16 protein-coding genes are annotated in these 21,774 nt (G+C 46.9%); 8 read left to right on the top strand and 8 right to left on the bottom strand.

The window, feature by feature from the left end; all coding sequences use genetic code 11:
• Positions 1-420: 420 nt before the first annotated feature.
• A complete protein-coding gene (locus RIC07_RS10040; protein WP_446394390.1) occupies positions 421-2,400 on the bottom strand; it encodes a PP2C family protein-serine/threonine phosphatase in 1,980 nt (659 codons plus the stop codon).
• 153 nt (positions 2,401-2,553) lie between these two features.
• On the bottom strand, positions 2,554-2,760 hold the full coding sequence (locus tag RIC07_RS10035) for a hypothetical protein (RefSeq protein WP_446394389.1): 207 nt from the start codon (positions 2,758-2,760) through the stop codon (positions 2,554-2,556).
• Positions 2,761-2,812: 52 nt separating this feature from the next.
• On the opposite strand from RIC07_RS10035, the gene RIC07_RS10030 reads away from it, so the two are divergent.
• The 4 genes from RIC07_RS10030 to RIC07_RS10015 all read left to right on the top strand — a co-directional run bounded on the left by RIC07_RS10030 (position 2,813) and on the right by RIC07_RS10015 (position 5,842).
• Complete coding sequence (locus RIC07_RS10030) at positions 2,813-3,241, top strand: NfeD family protein (RefSeq protein ID WP_446375216.1); 429 nt, start codon at positions 2,813-2,815, stop codon at positions 3,239-3,241.
• A 71-nt stretch (positions 3,242-3,312) separates the two neighbouring features.
• Entirely contained in the window at positions 3,313-4,308 is a 996-nt protein-coding gene (locus RIC07_RS10025) for an SPFH domain-containing protein (protein WP_446394388.1), read from the top strand.
• 90 nt (positions 4,309-4,398) lie between these two features.
• A complete protein-coding gene (locus RIC07_RS10020; RefSeq protein ID WP_446394387.1) occupies positions 4,399-5,367 on the top strand; it encodes an ADP-ribosylglycohydrolase family protein in 969 nt (322 codons plus the stop codon).
• Positions 5,368-5,689: 322 nt separating this feature from the next.
• Positions 5,690-5,842 carry a hypothetical protein gene (locus RIC07_RS10015; RefSeq protein ID WP_446394386.1) on the top strand — a complete coding sequence of 51 codons (153 nt, stop codon included), beginning with the start codon at positions 5,690-5,692 and terminating at the stop codon, positions 5,840-5,842.
• Positions 5,843-6,344: 502 nt separating this feature from the next.
• On the opposite strand, the gene RIC07_RS10010 is transcribed toward RIC07_RS10015, so the two are convergent.
• Positions 6,345-7,442 (bottom strand): tetratricopeptide repeat protein, encoded by a 1,098-nt coding sequence (locus tag RIC07_RS10010; protein WP_446394385.1) that lies wholly within the window; start codon positions 7,440-7,442, stop codon positions 6,345-6,347.
• Positions 7,443-7,732: 290 nt separating this feature from the next.
• Between RIC07_RS10010 and RIC07_RS10005 the strand changes: the two genes are divergently transcribed.
• The 4 genes from RIC07_RS10005 to RIC07_RS09990 all read left to right on the top strand — a co-directional run bounded on the left by RIC07_RS10005 (position 7,733) and on the right by RIC07_RS09990 (position 13,768).
• Positions 7,733-8,305 carry a helix-turn-helix domain-containing protein gene (locus RIC07_RS10005; RefSeq protein WP_446394384.1) on the top strand — a complete coding sequence of 191 codons (573 nt, stop codon included), beginning with the start codon at positions 7,733-7,735 and terminating at the stop codon, positions 8,303-8,305.
• Between the two features lie 3 nt (positions 8,306-8,308).
• A complete protein-coding gene (locus RIC07_RS10000; RefSeq protein WP_446394383.1) occupies positions 8,309-11,062 on the top strand; it encodes a peptidase domain-containing ABC transporter in 2,754 nt (917 codons plus the stop codon).
• A 258-nt stretch (positions 11,063-11,320) separates the two neighbouring features.
• Positions 11,321-12,922: an HlyD family efflux transporter periplasmic adaptor subunit gene (locus RIC07_RS09995; RefSeq protein ID WP_446394382.1), complete on the top strand. Its 1,602-nt coding sequence runs from the start codon at positions 11,321-11,323 to the stop codon at positions 12,920-12,922.
• Positions 12,923-13,018: 96 nt separating this feature from the next.
• Complete coding sequence (locus RIC07_RS09990; RefSeq protein WP_446394381.1) at positions 13,019-13,768, top strand: peptidylprolyl isomerase; 750 nt, start codon at positions 13,019-13,021, stop codon at positions 13,766-13,768.
• 197 nt (positions 13,769-13,965) lie between these two features.
• On the opposite strand, the gene RIC07_RS09985 is transcribed toward RIC07_RS09990, so the two are convergent.
• The 5 genes from RIC07_RS09985 to RIC07_RS09965 form a co-directional block, all read right to left on the bottom strand.
• Positions 13,966-17,331 (bottom strand): type 2 lanthipeptide synthetase LanM family protein, encoded by a 3,366-nt coding sequence (locus RIC07_RS09985; RefSeq protein ID WP_446394380.1) that lies wholly within the window; start codon positions 17,329-17,331, stop codon positions 13,966-13,968.
• 336 nt (positions 17,332-17,667) lie between these two features.
• Positions 17,668-17,985, bottom strand: coding sequence for a Nif11-like leader peptide family natural product precursor (locus RIC07_RS09980; protein WP_446394379.1), 318 nt, complete (start codon positions 17,983-17,985; stop codon positions 17,668-17,670).
• Between the two features lie 429 nt (positions 17,986-18,414).
• The gene (locus tag RIC07_RS09975) at positions 18,415-19,536 is read right to left on the bottom strand and encodes a T3SS effector HopA1 family protein (protein WP_446394378.1); all 1,122 of its coding nucleotides are present in this window, start codon (positions 19,534-19,536) and stop codon (positions 18,415-18,417) included.
• A gap of 256 nt (positions 19,537-19,792) precedes the next feature.
• On the bottom strand, positions 19,793-20,995 hold the full coding sequence (locus RIC07_RS09970) for a phosphotransferase family protein (RefSeq protein ID WP_446394377.1): 1,203 nt from the start codon (positions 20,993-20,995) through the stop codon (positions 19,793-19,795).
• A gap of 41 nt (positions 20,996-21,036) precedes the next feature.
• On the bottom strand, positions 21,037-21,240 hold the full coding sequence (locus RIC07_RS09965) for a hypothetical protein (RefSeq protein WP_446394376.1): 204 nt from the start codon (positions 21,238-21,240) through the stop codon (positions 21,037-21,039).
• Positions 21,241-21,774: the final 534 nt, after the last annotated feature.

Below are 21,774 nucleotides of genomic sequence, written 5' to 3'. Positions count from 1 at the left end.
ATTGGTTTTCTTCCTGCTTGACTTAAATGAGAATGAGAAATTCTTTATAAAACTTCATCTAATCAGACCTCTGACAACTGTTGTGTCAACCCATTTTCTCATGCTTTACCCCCATCGTGATTACTGGACCGGCGCTCTAGGAACCATAACGTACCATTTCAGTAAGCCGTCATAAAAAACCGTGGAACTCTCTAAGTCCCACGATATTTGGCATGAGGAGTTTTAGCTTTACCTTCGATTCTAAAACCCCTCACTCTTTAACATGTCCCCGTAACCATTTTGGTAACGAGATGTTAGAAAAAGTTATTTGTGTTGATTGTTTACCGTTCATTGTTCATTGTTCATAGGACTGATGCATAGGATCTATCTGTAGGGTGCGTTAGCGTAGCGTAACGCACCATTGCCGCTACGCCCTGTCTCTTAATCCTCTAATTCAGGTGGTGAATCAGGGATAGACTCAGGCTGTTCTATCGGTTGGGGAGGCGAAAAGCGATCGCGCATTTGTTTGAATGCTTGGGGATTGAGTAGCCACTGGGCAATAAACACAGCAGCGCCCGCCGAGAAGATAATCAACAGTATGCCAAAAACTCCGATGATGATCTTGAACCAATCCTGACTAGAGGATGCGACTTCAACGTCTATGGGTTCGGACATTTCCTCGTCCTCCTCACCAACAGGTTCCTCTGGGGTTGGCAATTGAGTCTCTAACTCGATAGTCTGGGCATTCTTTTCCAGTTGTAATCCTTCCAGATTCAACACCACTGGATATTGTGGAGAAACACCACAATAGGTGAGAACAACGGAAGCATTATCATAACCATTCCGTTGATTTGCCTGATCAACCAGAAACTGTACTGCTGCTTCTAGGGATAGCTTGCCACTGAACACATCTTTGGCAAAATCCGCATAAACAGACTCGATCAAATTGTTATCACTTACCCCATCGGAACAGAGCAACAATAAACCATCTTCCTCTAAAATCAAGCGGCGTACATGGGGATAAAGAGACTCCGCATCCTTAGTTCCTACGGCTTGGGTCAATGCGCCAGCATCTGGGCGCTGTAAGGCATGACGGTAAAAACTTCGACCCATCCTGACTTCCCGCGTTGTCACATCATCATCGACAGTAAGCTGTTGGCAGTAGTCGGGAGTGATCCAGTAGGCACGACTATCCCCGACACTGGCAATGTAGAGTTCGTGACTATTGCCTTCGCTATCCGATTGAATCACCGTTTGCGGCAATTGTAGGGCTAGGGTTAAAGTTGTACCCATACGCCGCCGGGATTCTCGTTCTTGTTGGTCGTTCTTAGAAGCAATAAGATTATTGACAACTCGAACAATTGCCGATAGTTGTTGTGCCACTAAATCCGGACTCATCAGTTCCGGATCTTCGAGTAACTCAGCTAGCAACGCCCGCACCTGAATTTTCACCGACTGCATGGCGATATGGCTAGCGACTTCGCCGCCTTCATGTCCGCCAATCCCATCACAGACGAGGGAGAGATGAGAAATCAGGGGATCAGGTTCTGCGGTCAAATCCGATCGCAAAGGATAGCAGCTATCCTCATTGTGGTCATGTAAAGGACCCGTATCCGTGAGTCCAGCTACTTCTAAACGTAGGGGTTGTCGCGAAGATTGAGCCAACAGAAGCTGATTAAGCTGAACGGCAATTGCCTCAAAGGAGGGGTTAGGCGTTTGCATTTGCTGGGCGATATCTCGCAGTTGATCCGCCACCGCCACGGATGCTGTGCGACACCAAGATTCCCAACATTTTCCTAGCTGTTGCAGACTCGCCTGAGTTCGGGAGTGGGGTAGGGTTGTTGTACCTCTAGACGCAATGGTTGATGAGTCGGTTTTTTTACCTCTGACTGACAGGGGGACAGGTGTGGGATCAGAATCCGTCGTCCCATTCCTAACCAGTTCCCGCAGTCGCACCCGCCAGCCTTCGACTCGCACCTGTTCGGGATCAACCAGGGTGGCAGCTACGCCTAATTCAACTAACGGTTGCCATAACTCTAAAATTTGCCATAACCAATAAATCTGACGCACAGGGGAGGCTTTTGACCATGCTGTGCTGATGGCTGGATAGAGTTCACCGTTGTTGTTAATTGGGACATTTTCCAGCAAAATAATCGGCGTATCCGATTGAGAGTCTGCCCCGGAACAAACGCCATAAACCTCTGGAACGTGCAAACGATGGGGATAGAGGCGTAGATAGGGGAGAAACATGCCACTTATGCGATCGGGAGCCTGAGGTAACTCCTCTGGGTGCAGATCCAGCCAAATTTGAGGGGCAACGACTTGATACCGTTCGGCAACCATTTCCCCCGCTGGGATCGATGCAGCCGTTGCACCTACTGCCCACAGATAATGATTAGTTTGCGGCTGATCAGTACTCATAAATCTTAAAAAATAATTTTGGAATGAATTGGCAACTGGAGTGTTTTAATACCAAGCGTCCCGATTCAGAGTTTAATTCCCTGTCATTCCCCTCGAATTAATAAGCATAATCAAAACATGGCGCTGTGTCTATAGTTTGTCCCTCATTCTTGGTCATTTTTCATTGGTTATTGCTTCCCCAGCTCCCCCAGCTTCCCCAGCTTCCCCAGCTTCCCCAGCTTCCCCAGCTTCCCCAGCTTCCCCAGCTCCCCCAGCTTCCCCAGCTTCCCCAGCTCCCCCAGCTTCCCCAGCTTCCCCAGCTTCCCCAGCTTCCCCAGCTTCCCCAGCTCCCCCAGCTTCCCAAGAATGGCACAGTGGCAAACTAAACTAGAAGAATAAAATCCTTTCAACCCAGGATACGCTGGATTTTTATATGTCACTCAATCCTTCCCTACTTTGGCTCCTGGCAGGATCAATGCTTTGTCTGGTGGAGCTATTCGTGCCGACGGCGTTTGTTGCCTTTACCATGGGAATTAGCGCTTTAGTCGTGGCGCTGGTGGCGTTAATGATTCCCCTGTTTCCGGTACAAGTTGTGCTATGGTTGGCGCTATCCACAGCGCTGGTGATTGCATCTCGCCGCATTCTCCCAGCCGCCAAGATCGCTAAACGTTTCGATGCGGTGGAAGCTCGAACCCTGACCGAAATTCCCCCAGGAGAAACGGGACGCATCCTCTATGAAGGCAATTCTTGGCAAGCGCGTTGTGATGATGAAATGGCGGCGATCGCACCTAACCAAAAGGTTTATGTTGTCCGCCGTCAAGGTAACACACTCATTGTGGTTCCCCAGGATCTCTTACATTAAATTTTCCGTTTGAAAACTCTGGCTATTCTTTGTCGGTGGCATATTATCAAACTTTTAGGAGGTAGAATAACATGAATCCATTCGCTTGGCTGATTATTTTGGTGCTTGGCGGTTCCACGATGGCTAGCTCCATTAAGATTGTTAATCAAGGAAATGAAGCGTTAGTGGAACGATTGGGGAAATACAGTGGCAAAAAACTGGAACCCGGCTTGAATATTATGGTTCCGATTCTGGATCGCGTCGTATTCAAGGAAACGATCCGGGAAAAAGTGCTTGACATTCCTCCCCAAAAGTGCATCACTTGCGATAATGTTTCCATCAGCGTGGACGCCGTGGTCTATTGGCGGATCATGGATATGGAAAAAGCTTACTACAAGGTAGAAGATCTGCAAGCAGCAATGGTGAATTTAGTGCTGACACAGATTCGTTCAGAAATGGGCAAACTGGAACTGGATCAAACCTTTACGGCGCGTTCTGAAGTGAATGAAACCTTGCTGCGGGAATTGGATATTGCTACTGATCCCTGGGGCGTGAAAGTAACACGGGTGGAATTGCGGGATATTGTGCCATCCAAGGCGGTACAAGACTCGATGGAGTTGCAGATGTCAGCCGAACGGCGCAAACGGGCGGCAATTCTCACGTCAGAAGGGGAACGGGAATCGGCAGTGAATAGTGCCAGAGGGAACGCGGAAGCCCAAGTGCTGGATGCAGAAGCGCGACAAAAGGCGGCGATTTTAGACGCAGAAGCGCAACAAAAGGCGATTGTCCTCAAAGCCCAAGCCGAACGCCAGCAGTCCGTTCTCAAGGCGCAAGCTACCTCAGAGGCGCTGCAAATTGTGGCGAAGACACTCAAGAGTGATCCTGTTGCCCGTGATGCCCTGCAGTTCTTACTGGCACAGAATTATCTGGATATGGGTAAAGAGATTGGCAGTAGCGATAGTAGCAAGGTAATGTTTATGGACCCCCGTGCGATTCCGGCTACGATTGAGGGGATTCGATCCATGGTTGGCGATCGCGAATCGTTGGATTCGGAACCGTTCAATTTTGAGTCGCACAATACCCGTTAAGCTGGTAAAGGATCATTTGTTATTTGTCATCGTTTTCGGGTGGGCTATGCCCACCTTTTTTTTATTGTCTCAAGTGGGGAGAAATTGTTCATGGAAACCCGCCAATCTCAAGTCCTCGCCGGACTCCTGGGAGTCTGTGTGGGCGATGCGTTGGGTGTACCTGTGGAATTTACCACTAGGGAGGAACGCCTGCGATCGCCTGTCACCTCTATGCAGGGCTATGGAACCTATAATCAGCCCCCAGGAACCTGGTCAGATGACAGTTCTCTCACCTTCTGTTTAGCCGAAAGCCTCTGTCAGGGATTTTCCCTCGACGCGATCGCCCAATCGTTTTGTCGTTGGCATGATCAAGACTATTGGACGCCTCACGGAACGGTTTTTGATATTGGGATGACAACAGCAGCCGCCCTACGTCGCCTGCGTTGGGATCATGTTTCTCCCTTAGAATCAGGGGGTAGGGATGAACGGAGTAATGGTAATGGGTCATTGATGCGAATTCTGCCCATGGCTTTTTATTATCAATCCCTCGAATTTCCTGATTTAATTCGCAGAGTTCACCAGGTTTCTAGCATTACTCATGCCCATCTCCGTTCTCAGATGTCATGTGGGATTTATATCAGTATCGCGATTCAATTACTAGAACGTGATGATCCAGAACCTGCTTATTTCAAAGGAATTCAAAAGATTCAGGAACTCTACAATCAACCTCCCTACACCTCACAACTGGATCAATTTACTAGAGTATTCAATGGAAAAATTGCCCAGTTATCCATGGAGAAAATTAAATCGGGAAGCTATGTTGTTCATACCTTAGAGGCAGCATTGTGGTGTTTTTTAACCAGTACATCCTATTCCCAATCTGTGTTAAAAGCCGTTAATTTAGGCAGTGATACCGATACCACGGCAGCCGTTACCGGAGGATTAGCGGGTCTATATTACGGAGTGGAACAAATTCCTCAAGAATGGCACGACCAAATTGCCCGGAAAGATAATATTGTTGACCTCGCCCAGCGTTTAGCGTCGGCTATAGCCTCGGAAAACTTAACAAAGGACAAATGATCAATGACAGGTAAAAGGGTAGAAGGAGGCAAAAGTTATATCGTATTGTCGGGGCGGGCGCGAGCCGTTTAATTGATGGGTATACCGATAACTTATCAACAAAACCCGCCCTCTTGTCGTTAAGATTTGAGACTAATAACCAATAACCAATAACCGCACAGATTAACTGGATCGAAATTATTACCCAGTATATCGAAAAAAGAAAGTTAATCAAAACAATCGAACGGTATAAAATACCTGTACGAAAATGCCGACTTTTCACCCGAATGTCCCATCAACGGATTGAATTCTCCCAGTTCATCTCCCAACGGGAAAGGAGTGGGTGGTTGAGGAAGTAACCGCTTTTCTGGAACATGAATGGTTAGTGATTGCTGATAGGAGTCAATCGCTAGCTGGTATAGCGGTACTAAGACAGGTTAGGACATTCTTTACTGTTCCCTGTTCCCTGTTCCCTGTTCCCTCTTGGACTAACTGATGTCCTAACGTATCCTCGTAGCGCTATATTCCTTTACATATTGGCAAGCAATGCCCAGATTTAGAATTAGAGAACTTGTGGTCTCGCCATTGCCAAGTCAAACCCTGTCAGAAAGTTGGGGGAATCCCCTAATTTTAGCAATATTCCCTAACTGTCTATCGCTTATTGTAGAAAGTTTCTAGCGTCCGGCGCGGGTAGCTGGTTTGAAGGCAATTCCCCCAATTATTCTAAGTTCAACGGTCAAATGACTGCCAAGCACCGCCAGCATGAGGAAGATTGTGATGTGAGTGTGAACAGCAGTCTTGATTTGTTGTGAACTTTAGTTGGCTACAGCCATGTATTACTTTGCACTCATCGGTAACTCTATGTCTACTCACTCTATTCAGGAGGATGATGATGAGGATGATGAAAATGATGTGCCAATTGTTCCTAATCCTTGAAGCCGAACTCTAGTACCGCTACCTGGAACGGAAAACGTCACTCGTTGTCCAGACGTTTTTGCCTAATTGCCTACAGGTTTTAGGCGTTCGCGTGCCTGAAACTGCCAGAAGTCTAATTCCGGAGATCTCCAAGCGACTTCTTTTCGTCTCTTGTCTCTGGTGTCATAGGTAAGGCAGTTTGCCCATGATGCCAGAGCGCTTTCCTCGTCCCCTTGAATGTCTTGCACTTGTGCCAGTAAACAGTAACTAGCCGCACGTTCGCTATCTAATTCAATTGCCTTTTGCAGGTGATATTGGGCGTCAGAATAGTGTTTTTGTAGCAGATACGCCCAACCCAGATTTTTGTGGACAGAGGATTTCACCGAAGCATCCTTAACCTGGTTTATTCTTGGTAAGAGTCGCTCAATTGCTGTAGCGCTGTTTCCTGCCAAAATGTCTAAACGAGCCAGGTTACTCAGGGCAGCATCGGCGGCGCGTCCCTTGTGGTTGGCTGCTGTTTGGTAATGGTGGTAGGCACGCTCAACATCTTCCAGCTTTTCATAGGTTGAACCCAGGTTGTAGTGAGCGCCGCCTAGGTTGGGATTAAATTCAATTGCCCACTGTAAATAAAATGCAGCACTTTGGAAGTCCCCGTCTAGGTAGCGTTCATAGCCAATTTTGTTGAGATTTTTAGCAATTTGTTTCCGTTTGGGTTCCTCGTCAATAAGTTGGCTGAAGGTTTTGAGGAGCTGCTCGCGAACGGGTGGGGTCATGGCGGGTAACTGCCAGATGACATCAGGTTCATCTTGAGAGGGTTCAGCTAACTTTGTCGGCTCAGGGGTTTGGGTATCCCCTCTCTCAGCATCACTGGTGTCTTTGGCATTGGCTGTTTCTGTGACTTCATTGGCAGTGACAGGGGTGGAGTCTGTGAGTAGTTCAGGTTTGTACTTGGCAACGAGCTTAGCGACTTCCAAGCGTTTGTAGCGGCGCTCATCGGCATGGTTATTGTCTAAGCCTAATGTTTGACAAATCCGCTCAATATGTTTTCTGACTGTCGCTTCTCCAATCTCCAGAGACTTGGCGATCGCTCCATCGGTTTCACCCGCCAATACTCGTTGTAACACCTGTTTGCGTCGGGGTGTTAGCCGATTAAATGCTTCCTCGAACTCCTTTTGATTCATTCTGGTTCATCGCTGGCTAGCTCATCCACACTTGTGACTATTACTTAAGCGAGTTGGCTGTGACTTTTAATTCTCCCCAATTCTAGCCGACATACTTTCCTCTGTCTGTAGGGGTGTTCGTCTATTGCCGCAACTAGATTGACAACTAGCGAAATAATTGTCACAATAGTGACTAACAAGTCACAAGCGTGACCAACTCAACCAACTTGTGACTGTATCGGCAAGGGGAAATCATCACCCTGATGGTTGACGCTCAGTGATTCGCCATAACTGAAATTCCATAAGGAGAGATGACGGTGAAAACATCGGGTCAGTATCTAACACCGTTTCAGCGCAAACTACTGCAAAAAAGTCTGCAAGAGGATTTACCGGAAAAGTACCGCCAGCGGATTGAAATCATGTTGCTGGCAGATGAAGGGATATCGCAAGCCAAAATTTGTCAAACCTTGGGGTGTTGTCCAGCAACCGCACGGCATTGGATACACATCGCCCGTGCGGGAATGGCACACCAATGGCAAGAGAGTCGGATTGGTCGCCCGAAGACGGTGAATGATCAGTATTTAGAGCGGTTGAAAGAACTGGTGAGCCATAGTCCTCGTGACTATGGTTATTCATTTGGGCGTTGGACCGGGCAATGGTTAAGTAAGCATCTGGCGAAAGAATTGGGGATTGAGGTGAGCGATCGCAATGTTAACCTTTTGCTCAAGAAGATGGGACTCTCCACTCGACCCAAATCCGATTCAGCACCAGAGGTAACGGAGTTAGAAACCCCTCAAGGCTCTCGCATCAGAATTGGCGACTTGCAATCTGCTTGTGAGTCCGAACTCCCGTGGTCACTCAATTTTATCAAGACCAGTCACTAACTCATGGTTCAGAAGTCATCAGCTTTTTCCCAGCAACAGCTTGGTCAACAGCTTGCCCAAACCTTGGGACAGGCTCTTTCCGAGGCGGAACTCTCAAACTGTTTAGAGCAGATTCAAATTCTAGAGCCAACCCCAGGCAAACGGTTCTGGCAAACAGCAGAGGCGACGGTGGGACTCTATATCATTTTGGCGGGTAAAGTCAGACTGCTCAATAGTACAGATGATTTAATCACGTCACTAGAGACAGGGGCATCATTTGGTGAACTCACTCTGTTTCCAGAGGAGGAATTCCACCCCTATGCGGCTAGAGCTTCCGTCAAGTTGAGGCTTTGCTATATTCCCGGTGATGTTTTGCGATCGCTCATTCGCCAGTATCCTTGTATAAAAGAGCATTTGTACTCATCCGCAGTACGCCGCGATTCACAGGTGAGGGGGGCAAACGCTAGCCAATCGACGGACAACCCCTCGGTTACAGAATATGTCAGTCACTCTGAGGCGGTTGTCATGTCTCAACCGCCTGAGGAACAAAAACCCCAGTCCCAGATAAGTCGAGCGTACTTCCCCAACCCTACTGTAAAAGTGGGTCAGTGGTGGGGGCGAATCACCCGACGCTATCCCTTCTTTGCTCAGCAAAGTGCCTCGGATTGCGGTGCTGCTTGTCTGGTGATGGTGGGGCGCTATTGGGGGAAGCGGTTTAGTGTGAATCGCCTGCGGGATATTGCTAATGTTGACCGCAATGGGGCGTCACTGCGGGGGTTAGCCGCCGCCGCTGAGAGTATTGGGTTTACGACTCGTCCGGTAAAAGCCAGTCTGAATAAACTGGCTGAACAACGGTTACCGGCGATTGTCCATTGGCAAGGGAAGCACTATATTGTCGTTTATGAGGTGACTCGCGATCGCGTGATTGTGGCTGATCCGGCTATTGGTCAGCGTAGCCTAACTCATGCCCAATTTAAAGCGGATTGGACGGGCTATACATTATTACTCCAGCCTACAGCCCTACTCAAGCAGGCTCAAGAAGCTAGCACCCCCTTCTGGCAATTCTTTGAACTGGTGAAACCCCACCAACTCGTGTTGCTGGAGGTGTTGATTGCATCAGTTTTGATTCAGATTTTTGGACTGATTACGCCACTATTTACTCAATTGCTGTTAGATCGGGTGGTTGTACAGCGCAGCACATTGACGTTAACCGCCGTCGGGTTAGGGTTACTCATCTTTGGCTTGTTTCGAGTCGCCATGACTAGCTTGCGGCAGTACCTTCTGGATCATACCGCCAACCGAGTCGATTTAGCGCTGATTGTCGGTTTTATTAGCCATACGTTCCGGCTTCCTCTGAGCTTCTTTGAGTCTCGTTATGTGGGAGACATTATTTCCCGTGTCCAGGAAAATCGCAAGATTCAGCGTTTTCTTACAGGTGAAGCCCTATCCATTCTGCTGGATTTACTGACGGTGTTCATCTATGTGGGATTGATGCTTTGGTACAGTTGGAAGATGGCACTGTTAACGTTAGTTATTGTACCACCATTTGTGTTACTGGCGTTAATTGCGACACCGTTTTTACAGCGGGTTTCCCGTGAGATTTTTGGGGCTTATACGGAGGAAACGGGGTACTTAATCCAATCCCTGACGGGTATTCGTACTGTCAAATCTATGGCGGTTGAGCAGACGGTGCGCTGGCATTGGGAGGATTTGCTTGGCAAGTCGATTAAAACGTCCTTTTCTGGGCAGGTGATTGGTAATACGCTGCAGACGTTTAGCTTAACCATTGAAGCCGTAGTCACGACAGCCTTACTCTGGTTTGGGGCGTGGCTGGTGATTCAAAATGAACTCACGATTGGGCAATTAGTCGCATTTAATATGTTGCTGGGGAATGTAATTCGTCCCTTTCAGCGGCTGATTGTGTTGTGGAATGATTTCCAGGAAGTGGTAATTGCGGTGGAGCGGATTAATGATGTGATTGATACTGAACCGGAGGAAGATTTACACTCGTCATCTCGTCAGTTTTTACCCCCGATTCGCGGACATATTCGGTTTGAGCAAGTCACGTTTCGTTACCATCCCGAAAGTGATCTGAATACCCTAGAAAATCTCAGTTTTGAGGTGCAGCCAGGGCAAATGGTGGCGTTAGTTGGGCGTAGTGGTTCGGGGAAGACGACGATTTCTAAGCTGGTTTTGGGACTTTATCCTGCTACTGAAGGAAAGATTCTCATTGATGGCTACGATGTTACCAGTTTATCGTTGCGATCGCTCCGTCAGCAAATTGGTGTGGTTGACCAGGATACGTTTCTATTTGGGGGTACAATACGGGACAATATTACGGTGGGTCATCCCGAAGCTACGTTAGATGATGTGATTGAAGCGGCGAAACAGGCGGGAGCGCATCAGTTTATTAAGGAATTGCCCATGGGTTATGAAACCCAAATTGGTGAAGGGGGAGGAATGTTATCGGGGGGACAACGACAGCGTCTGGCGATTGCTCGTGCTTTATTAGGAAATCCGCGATTGTTGATTTTAGATGAAGCGACGAGTAATTTGGATGCTGAATCAGAACGGATTATTCAGACGAATCTGAATACAATTCTGACAAATCGGACAACACTGGTGATTGCTCATCGCCTTTCAACAGTACGGAATGCTGACCGAATTTTGGTGTTAGATAGAGGTGTTGTGGTAGAAAGTGGAACTCACGATGAATTAATGGCAAAACGGGGTCAGTATTTTTACCTCAATCAGCAGCAACTGACTGTGACAGGTTGAATTAACGGTTAATCGCTAATGGAAATTAGAGACTTTCTAGTGTACTTTGTCATTTTGAACGCTGACATTTTAATCCGTCTCAGACATGCCCTTAGAAAGGAAGCCTATCACCTTTGTAGTGGCGTGGCACAGCTAAAATAGTGCTTTGTTTGTAGTAAGCACTTTAGTGCTATAACGCATAACTTTAGAGGGCTAAAGCCCTCACTACAAAACAAATATATCCCACAATTAGCTGACAGGCTTTCCTTATAAATTCCAATGAACAATGAACAATTAACAATTAAGGATAAAATGCCAAACCTATCGACACAGGAACCAGGGAGTCGGAATGGTCACTATAGTGGTGAGAAAGAACTGTCTGAAGCGATTATGACTAATAATCCGGCTCAAACAGCACTACCCAATCAGGTAAATTCATCTGAACTGATTAGTGAAGATTGGTCATCGTTGACCAAGGAACTGATTGATACTGTACCGCGAGTTTGGACGCGGGGGTTGTTGTATTTTTTAGTCGTGTTTGCGGGGATTGTCTTACCCTGGGCAATGTTAGCTAAGGTGGATGAAACTGGGAGTGCTAGAGGGCGACTAGAGCCGCAGGGAAATGTGTTTAAAGTGGATGCACCCGTGGCGGGGACAGTAGCTAATGTTTTAGTTAAGGAAGGTCAATTTGTCACCAACAAACAGCCGTTACTGGAACTGGAATCCGAGGAGATTAAGAGCGAACTCCAGCAAGCTCAGACGAGATTAGAAGGGCAACAAAATCGGCTGGCGCAGTTGGAATTGATGAAAAACCAATTACTTCTGGGAGTTCGCGCTCAACAACAACAGAACCAAGCTCAAGCCTTGGAAAAACAGGCTCAAGTGGAGCAAGCACGGCAGAATTTGGAGTCTCTCAGGAATTCTTACAACTTACAAAAGGAGGAGAAACTGGCTCAAGTAAATCAGGCAGAGAAAAACCTCGACTATAGCAAAACTGCCTTGAATTTAGCAGAAATTCGTTTAGCTAAGGCACAACGAGAAGTCCAACGTTACCGCCAAATTCAGGAGCAAGGTGTGGTTCCTGAAATTAAGGTAGTTGAACAGGAAGATTTGGCTCAAGAACGGCAACGATTGCAGGAACAAGCGGAGTCGGATGTTCAGCAATCTAAGCTACGGAAGGAAGAGCAACAAAGTAGCTATCAGAGGATTATTCATCAAGCTCAGTCTGATATTGAGCAAGGCAAACTTCGCTTACAAGAGCAGGAAAAAAGCTATCAGAGTTTGAGTCATTCGGGGGATATTGCTATGCTTAAAAGTGAAGAACAGATCAAAGAACTGCAAACCCAAGTTACGACGCTTAAAGCCGAAATTGCTCAGAGCAAAAGTCAGATTCAAGCTTGGGAATTTCAGTTAGGACAACGAGTGTTACGTGCCCCCGTGAATGGGACAGTTTTTCAGTTACCGATTCAACGAACTGGGGCGGTAGTACAACCGAGTACGTTAATTGCTGAAATTGCACCCAAGAATGCTTCCCTTATCCTGCGGGCGCAGATGGCGACATCTGAAAGTGGAACGCTGCGTAAAGGGATGCCAGTCAAGATGAAGTTTGATGCTTATCCGTTTCAAGATTACGGGGTAGTTGAAGGAACGGTGAGTCAGATTTCACCTACGTCTAAAGTGACGGAAACTGAGCAGGGACAGATAGCGACGTTTGACCTGGAAATTGAGTTGAAACAGACTTGTATTAAAAGTTCGCAAGGTTGTACAGATTTAGCGGCTGGACAGACAGCAACGGCTGAGGTGATTGTCCGCCAGCGTCGGATTATTGATTTTATTCTTGACCCGTTTAAGAAGTTGCAAAAAGGGGGGTTTGAACTTTAGATGTTTTAGGAAATGGATTCGTGGTTACACGAGAATTAGCCCAGCTATGTGGGCTTGCTGAAATAGACAGTCACTAACAGAATTTAGGAGTATATCATGTCACAAGCAATCACTATTTCCAGCGAGGATATCCTTCATCAAGTCAAGTTATCCTGCAAAATCCCCTCTGTCATTGAGGAGATTGTTACCCGCAAGATTATTGCGTCTGCCGCAGCTGAGGCAGGTATTAAAGTGGAGACTGAAGAACTTCAGAAAGCAGCAGATAATATCCGGTTAATGAAAAAACTTGAGAGTGCTGACGATACCAGGGCATGGCTGCAAAAGCATAGTCTATCTCTAAATGATTTTGAAGAATTGGTTTATATAAGCATTATCTCCAACAAGTTAGTTGCCCATCTCTTTGCAGATCAAATTGAACCCTATTTCTTTGAACACCAGCTAGACTATGCCGGTGTACTCATGTATGAAGTCGTCCTGGATGATGAAGACCTAGCGATGGAACTCTTTTATGCGCTACAGGAAGGCGAAATGAGTTTCCCAGAGGTGGCTCACCAATACATCCAGGATAAGGAGCTACGCCGAATAGGTGGATATCGGGGGATAGTGCGTCGCCAAGAGCTGAAACCGGAGATTTCTGCTGCTGTCTTTGCTGCTAAGCCTCCCCAGGTTCTCAAACCCATAGTGACTTCTAAAGGAGTACACCTGATTTTGGTTGAAGAGATTATTCAACTGCAACTGGATAATCAGCTGCGCTCTAAAATTTTCTTAGATTTGTTTTCTGAATGGAGCAAGCAACAAATTGAGCAATTTGAATACCTATTCGCTGTGAATTTGCATGGAATGTAGGGGAGCTTCTAGAGCTTCTGGAGCAGGGAAAGAGCTTCACCCCTGCCACTACAGCCTCTGGTTTCTCTGTGCCAAATAAGTTGCACTCATAAAGCGAAATGTAAAGTTTTGACCAACCTCGACCTAGGCTGTCAAACAGCCTAGGTTTCGAGTGTAAGGCTCACCTCCTGGATACTGTTGCAGTCCGCCAGCAAAGTTTATTCCCACAGTAGCACCGAAGGCAGTGCTTCTGGATACGCTAACCGCAGCAACTCGTAGCCGATGCCAGCTGTTCCCTGAAAAAAACTGGGGCTGAATACAGGGTTGGACAAGTTGTTAAACAGTTGATACTCCCCTATTTTGTCTGCTTGAGCCACCGCCCAAGTGGCTCGTTTCTGAGCGGTTTTTAGCAAATCTGGGCGCGATAGTTTTTGACCCGCCACCAGCAGCGCTTCTATCCGACCAAAGTTGCCGCAGCAGAGATGATCTAAGCCCTGCAAGCCATATTTCTGGGTAGTTTGCAATGCCACTTCCACATCTTGACGTATTTCATCCGTCTCTAAAATCGACAAACCGCCCAACCGTGCTAAGCCAATCCCAGGAGCCCCATGACACCAATTGACTACAAACCCAAATTGACCATTTTGTCCTCCGCTGTCACGGAAATCGGGCCAGTTGGCGGCTGCTGGAGAGAAAACACTGCGTTCATAGGTAATTCCCTCCTCAGCTGCCTCTAAATATGCTCTGTCGTGCGTTACTGCATAGAGCCGCAAGAGTGCATAAGCAATGCCAGCTGCACCATGAGAGAAACCTGTTAACGGCTTCTCCTCCAAAGTTCTCCACGCTCTGGGGGAATTATCAACGCTAATACGGTGCGCCAGCAGATGCTGACCACAGGTCACAGCCTTGTCTAAGACTGCCAGCTCACCCGTCTCAGTATAAAGTGTCAATAGCCCCAAAATTGCACCCGCTGCCCCTGCCATTACGTCAAACTTTCGATCAGCAGCGATGAGTTCGGGTGTAATTAGGTTAGCAGCCCGCTGGGCATCTTCTAAGAGCACTGCGTTTTGAAGGAAGTGGCTCATTCTGACTAGGGAATAGATTATGGAACCAAGTCCCATAGTTCCACCAATCCCGATGCGCCGAACAAATCTTTGAATAAATTCAGCATCAGATGTCTGCAAAACTCTCCGTAAAGACCGTAAAGCCCCCAAAGCTAGGTCGCGGAACTGAGTATTGCCCATGACATGATCCAAAGCTGCTAGAAACAGGGCAATGCCACAACTTCCATCATAGAGATTATCACCTAGAACCTGGATCTGGAAGCGATCAGCATTGGGAACATAGGCTAAACCAATCCAGTTTAAGCTACCGTCCATTGCATTGATGGCACGTTCTTGAATTTGCTGAGCAATTACTTGAGCCTTCTGGAGTAACTGTTTGGACGTCAAAAGACTCCTTTGTGAGAGATCAGCAGCTAAATGAGCCAATGAGTTTGGGACTTCGGGCTTCCCAATTCTACGAGTCTGCGCTACTCTGGCATAAAAAGCCCCCTGGATAATCGCAACTTGCTGAGCTAAATCAGTCTCATTGAGCTTTTGTAGCCGGGAGATAACGTTGCTTTTGCTAGGCTCTTTAAAATACTTTTCTATGGGTTGCTCTAGCTGAGCAGTGAGGGTGTCACTGTCGGAGGATACGCTAAAGTACGGAACATCTAACTGCTCTACTGCCCTTAGTTCTGCCTGCAAAATCGACCAAGCTTTGGACTTATCGTGAGTTGTGAGAAAAGCCCGACTGAGGATATCCAGTTCGATGCTCCTGTCAGCGCCATTATGGAGGAATTGAGGAGCAAGAGACTTTTCTAAAATTACCCCATAAACCTTAGTGCCCCGGAAAACAAACCGCACCTGCTGATGGTTCAGTGCTGCGAGAGGGCCACCACCCGCTAGCAGCACCTCCCGCTGCTGTATCAGGAAGTGATACATCTGCTGAAACCCTACAACAAGTTCGTTGAGATAGTCATTTGGTGACAGGGCAATCCCATTTAAAATGGGTACATTTGCCTGAACAGGTAATGCGACTTTCTCGTGCGCCAGACGCATATTATCCGTATTGATATACTTCCATTGCGGCACCCGCCTGGGGACTTGCTGGGGGTCAACACTCCCCAAACCGCTGACATCGTAGGCGATTCGGTAATCTTGGGTAAACTCCCAGCGGGGCAACAGCCCACTGCACAGTACTGAGTCCCAGACTTGTTGATTAATGGTAGTCTCAGCTTCTACTGCTTCCGGAGAGTCGGACATGGGGTTGGCTTCATGGTGCATCAAGGTTTCCAAGTCAATCAGCACCAGATGTTCGCCGCTGGAAATTAAATTCTCGTAGTGACAATCAGTTCCTCCCAAGGCATACAGAAGGCACAGCAGTATACCTGCCCGCTCATAGAAGCGCTGCGCCGCTGCCTCATCCTCACAGGGCAGGTGATCAACATATTCCACCCAGCCATAGCCCTGGCGATTGAGCACCTTTAGGACTTTGAATGTTAGAGGGACGCCGTGCTGATTGCACCAGCTTAGAAACTGGTTAAAGGCAACTTCTAATCCCAAGTCCTTGGGTTTGTAGATGAGTTTCAACCCGGACTCAAAGGTGAGGGCAAGCACAGAGCGGCCTCGATTGTGGGGATCAGAGAGGGAAGGCTTGATTTCCGTAACTTTTCCTAGCTGAGTTTTGGAGACTTCATTCCCTTTCTCCGTCGAGTGATTGAATACTTGCTGAATTTCGGATAAATCAGCTTTCATACGTTGCAGAAACTCCGCTGTCGCTTCCACCCAGAAATCAATCGCCGTTGCCATTAACCTGCCCAGCACCGGATAGTTCTGGAAAAAAGCCAGCAAACCATCCTGCAATAGTTTCTGAACAAAGGCATTGTAGCGAACTTTGCTATGCGTGCCTTTCGTCTCTCCTCCCAGAAGGGAGAGCAAGGTTTGCCCAAATGGACGAAAATGGGAAAATTCAAATTCCAGGGTTTTGGCGCAGAGCTTCATAAGCCTCTGGAGCAAGCTGCGCTCTAAAGTCAGGTAGGCTTCCTCAGAAAGCAGTTCCAAGGGTAAATAGCCTGGGGATAATGACGGAGACCTCAGCTGAGTTAGTAATTGCTGCCGCGCCACCAAAACGATAGGCAGCAGAACGTCTTCAAATGGCAGCGGATTTTCCGGGTCAAGACAGGATTTGGGATTTGAGATTTGGGAGGGGTCAGTAGCTTCTTCTTGAAAAACAAGTTCTGAGGCGGTTTGAATAATCTCCCTCAGTGTTTCTGCCCAGGTTGGCAGGACTTGACTATCCGCGAGAGGCAGCGCACCCAACACCGGACGCACTGCATCAATATCTAACCCATCCCACCGCAGCCGCTTCTGAAATTTTTCCCAGTTTCCCTGAGCAACGACCTGACACCAATGTGCTAGGCGGTCATCGCTTATCTGCTGTTCACTAACTTGGGCGGCTTCAAGCTTGAAGCCCCGATTGCTGAGACGTTCAGATAGAGATCTGGCCTGGGCAATAATCTGTGCTAAGTCGGATTGAATCATTATAATTGAAGAGAGTAGAAACTGATAAAAAAGTGATCGCACTCAGAGTGGAGTTAACGCTGTTTCCTCTGTTGGCGGCGATTTTTGCTGAGTTTGTTAATAGTTACACTATTGGGGATTCTGCCAACGCTATAAATCTAAAGTGGAGCCAGCCAGCAAGTCTCATATCAAATCCTATTGGTTACTTTTCATTAATTAAAGGGATCAGGTGTCAGGGGTCTAATGTCAGGGTTGCTGAAACTTAGAACCTGAAACCTGTTCCCTGACAGCAATCTAATAAATGATTAACTGAATTTGATATTACAGGGGCAGTAAGCTACTGGCTAGTTTAATAAGTCAGAGCAACTCCATCATTGCTTGTGCTGTGTGACCACAAGTATGCCCACACCTTACTGAGTAGCTGCATCCACCGGCTACAGCCAACAACTCCTCCTCTGGCAGATCTTCTAGAGCCTCCGGTGTGACAAGATGATTTTTCATGGCAGCTTGTAGTTCCAGCTCGGTAAAGTCATAGCCATTCTCAGCGGCAATTTTAATTACGCTTGCTGGACTGTCAGCAGCCTTAAGCTCTTCTTGCAGTGCCTCATCGGTTTCGACAGCTTTGAAAAACTCTAATACTTCAGGGCGCAAGTCGGAGATTGTAATCTTAACCATTTGGAAATGTCCTCTCAAGTAAATTTTTGTCGGTTGGGATTAGACTTTGAATTCCCTCATCCCATGACCATATTATGATACTTGCTCTAGTATTTCCAGACCTTTAAAGCTAGATTATGGCAATAAATATTACAATTATTTCTTAAATTTTGCTCAAATTAACCCACGTTTGAGTTAAATTAATCAAAAGAGTCTGTTTATTCCAAAATAATGACTATTTTAATAAATAATTAAAGCAGTTTATTCTTTTTTTCGTTTCCATTGCCTCCTTCATGGCTCCTCTTAGAAAAGCTCACAAAAAATCAACCCACGGTAAACATTGGGTTGAAAGAGAATAAGACCTGCTGAACGTCAAATCCCCTTTTCTCGTTCCCAGGCTCTGGCTAGAAACGAGGGGAAAGCAAAATCCTCTTCAGAGGCTTAGGAGTATTAGCTGCATAATTGCACCGACGTGTAGATGTTTTCAGAGTTGGCATTGAGGTAGGCACGCTGCCAGTCAATTCCCAGGAGGGAGAAATGCTGAAGAATGGCTTTCATCCGCTCCTCTGGCGATTCATCCCCTTTGTACCAAGCTTCCAGCAACCCATTCGCCACAATCTGACACCGATTCATCCCAAAGCTTTCCTGCTCAGCAAATTTTTGGTCAGGTTCCTCAGCCAACCCCAACCCCGGTGCAAGCGGCATCGTAAATAAAGGAACCTCATCCTGAAAATACGCTTGATTCTCCCCATACACAGCCGACAAAACGTCCCTAACTCCCTCATAGTCACTCTTATCAAAGTACAGCACCCCTGAATCATGCCGCCCATAATCCTTTGGATTGTACAAAACCTTGAAACTAAAAGGAATCGCCTTCTCATTTAGCCGCCGCGTCAGGCTACCCATCACCGCAACTGCACCTTCAGGAGTCAAATTGAAGTAGATACGCACCGTCACCGACTCACCCTTTGCATCCTCAAGACGATTTGACCCCACATTGCCAACCGCCATATAAAAGCCGTTTTGCACAAAATTCTTAGGCATCCGGATAGCTACCGAATCACCCACAACAGCAGCCTGTTCCGATGGTTGAAGATGCTTATCGCGCTGAATATGCAGCCTCAAACTCCCCTTCGTCACCGCTAAACTGCCATCACTTTCCTCCCTGAGAACATACCAACCTCTATCAAAATAGCCAGTACCGCTATTGCTGTCATGCAATCGCTGATAAAACCCCAAATCTACCCCCAACATAGTATTATTCTCCAGGTCTAGTGGCAGAGGATTTGAATCCGCCTCTGGTGCGAGGGCGGTTCGCATCGAGCCATTGTAATAAATCCCGTAGAGAAAACTCCGCAGTTGCAGACTCAGATATTTCTGCTGAATATCCCCAGGCATTTTCTGAAAACGGGCAACCACCTCAGCAGGTAATTCAAAGGGTTTGTAATCAGGATGACGAATCGAGAAATCAGACTGAATCTCAACCTTGTTAACAATATCTTCTAGAACATCCAGTAATCGCCCAGTTGCCTCAGTCGTTCGCTGAGTTTGAGGAGAATCGAGTAATTGCATAATCGTTTGTCACTAAATATCTTGGAACTTACGCTTCCTTCTTACTCCCCTCTCCCCAGGGTGGGAGAGGGGTTGGGGGTGAGGGGGTTGTGGCTTTTGACTTTTCACGGGAAGTCTAGAAACTATTGTAGAGACGCGCCATGGCGCGTCTGGGCGGGTTTAGTCACATCCGGGTGTCACCGAAAAGTTGTAGAGACGTTGCATGCAACGTCTCTACTAACGTTGCGCCACATGCCGTGAAAAGTCAGGTTGTGGCTTAAGTTGACACGGATGGGCACGGCAGTGCCGTGTCCCTACTATCTGTGGCATTTGTGCTACGCTGAGTCAATTGAACCGCCGCAGCACCAAAAATCGTCGCCATCGATTGTTCCGGACGACATAACAACGTCTTAGCAACCTGAAGCATCGCAATCCCCATATTGCCAAAAGACTTTTGATACTGAATCATCGCCTGAATCTGTTGAATCAAGGCAAAACCCGCAAATTGCACCACCCGCCGTAAGAAATCAGGGCGATAGTCTAAGATTTCCGGAAACCTGTCAAAATAAGCTTGAGTCAGAGCCGCAATAGAAGGCTGAAGCTGTTCCAGAGGTGTCGCCGCTAACCGCAGAGACTCTTCAAGACTGAGTGAATTACTGATCACCAAACTACCCAGCCAAATTTGCACATAGCTAGCAATCAATGTTCCCAAATCAAACGCTGGATCTCCCCACGTCGAGCGCTCCCAGTCAATGAAACGCACAATGCTATCATCGGTTTGCTCCCAATCCCTGTGCAGCAGGATATTATTCAACTTCAGGTCATTGTGCGTCAGGCAACAGGGAGAAAAAGCACCGCCCAATTCCGCGATCGCACACCCCAAACTATCATACCGCTGATATAGGGCAAAAAACTTCAACCCATCAGCAGGCACTTGACCAAAAACTTCGGGTCCAATTCGTTCCAACCCCCGAATTAATTTAGGAACTTGCTCAGTTGTAAGAGTATCCGACTGTTGAGTAAAGAAATGCTGATAGTCTTGACAGTTAAATGTATCGCGATGGAGAGTTCCCAGAAACCTACCCATTGCCACCGTAATTTCTGTAGGAAAACTATTTTCCTTCGTATAGAACTCCATTAAATCCCGGTAATCATCCAGATAACGGCAGACAAGAATGGAATGATCCCGATCAAAATGCAGCACGTCTGGCAGAAATGGGCGTAGGTGTTCAACGTCAGGAAATTGTTGCAAAAACAGTTGCATCTGCCACTCCCCCCAAAACTCACCAGCCGCTTTTCCGTCCTGATTGTGCCGTTCCTGCTTAACCAAAAGCTTATGAGTGTCAGTAAATTTTACCAATAAATTAAAGTTTTTGGCAGCAACTGGCTCAACCTGACTGAGAGCTAGATCTGAGGGATGGCAGAAACTACGCTCAACTAAATAATCGAAAATATTATCAGAATTCAACAGGAATGTCATAACCGATGAAGCTATTTAAATATAAGGGAACGAGCAATCCATCACGCAATGTAAGAGATAGACTTAGAGAAAACATCCTCGCCACCGATGGGAACCGTATCAACGATGCTGAATCTAATTAGAGGGAATGGTAGTCCAGCCGTAATCGACAGGTCATCTTCTATTAGATCACTGAGAAAGCTTTCAGCACATTGAAACAACTCAGAACCAGCTAAAGGCAAATCGGAAACGGTAATCCTAGACATAGGTTTACTTCGCTTAACCCTCTGATTAATCCACCGTTACTATAGTTCACTCAAACATTAGACTTCAAGCTTAAGTCAAAACTTGTTTAGAAAAAAATAAAGAAGTTTTATCTCATTTCCTTTAATGCCAACAGAAAACAAAATAGATTGAACTGGGTTCCCCTGTGAGGCTTATGGGATTGAACCCAATGTTAAAGAAAGCCGAATCCACACCGTCTAAAACTACTCAAAGCCAGAACCAGCCTATAACAGAGCCATATTAAATACCAAGACGGTTCCTTACTAATGAGGACAGTAAAAGCCGCTCAAGCTGAACTGGCTTTTTTCCAGAACCTGGATAATTATTGTGACAATTTTTTCCGAATAGCCGCTAGCAGAGGTCAGAACAACTAAACGGGAGCATATAGCAATTTCCGGTTTGATGCGATACATCGTTAAGGGCGCAAGCTTTGCGCCCCTACATTGCCCCTACATTTAGGTGTACCTCACACGCTGGGAAAGCGCTATATCACCGTTGTGGGGCTATGGGAACGT

The organism is Coleofasciculus sp. E1-EBD-02 (assembly GCF_040218245.1).
In the GTDB taxonomy this organism is placed as follows: Bacteria; Cyanobacteriota; Cyanobacteriia; order Cyanobacteriales; family Coleofasciculaceae; genus Coleofasciculus.
The sequence above is the reverse complement of the archived record's forward strand: the minus strand, read 5'-3'. Positions and strand labels throughout refer to the sequence as shown.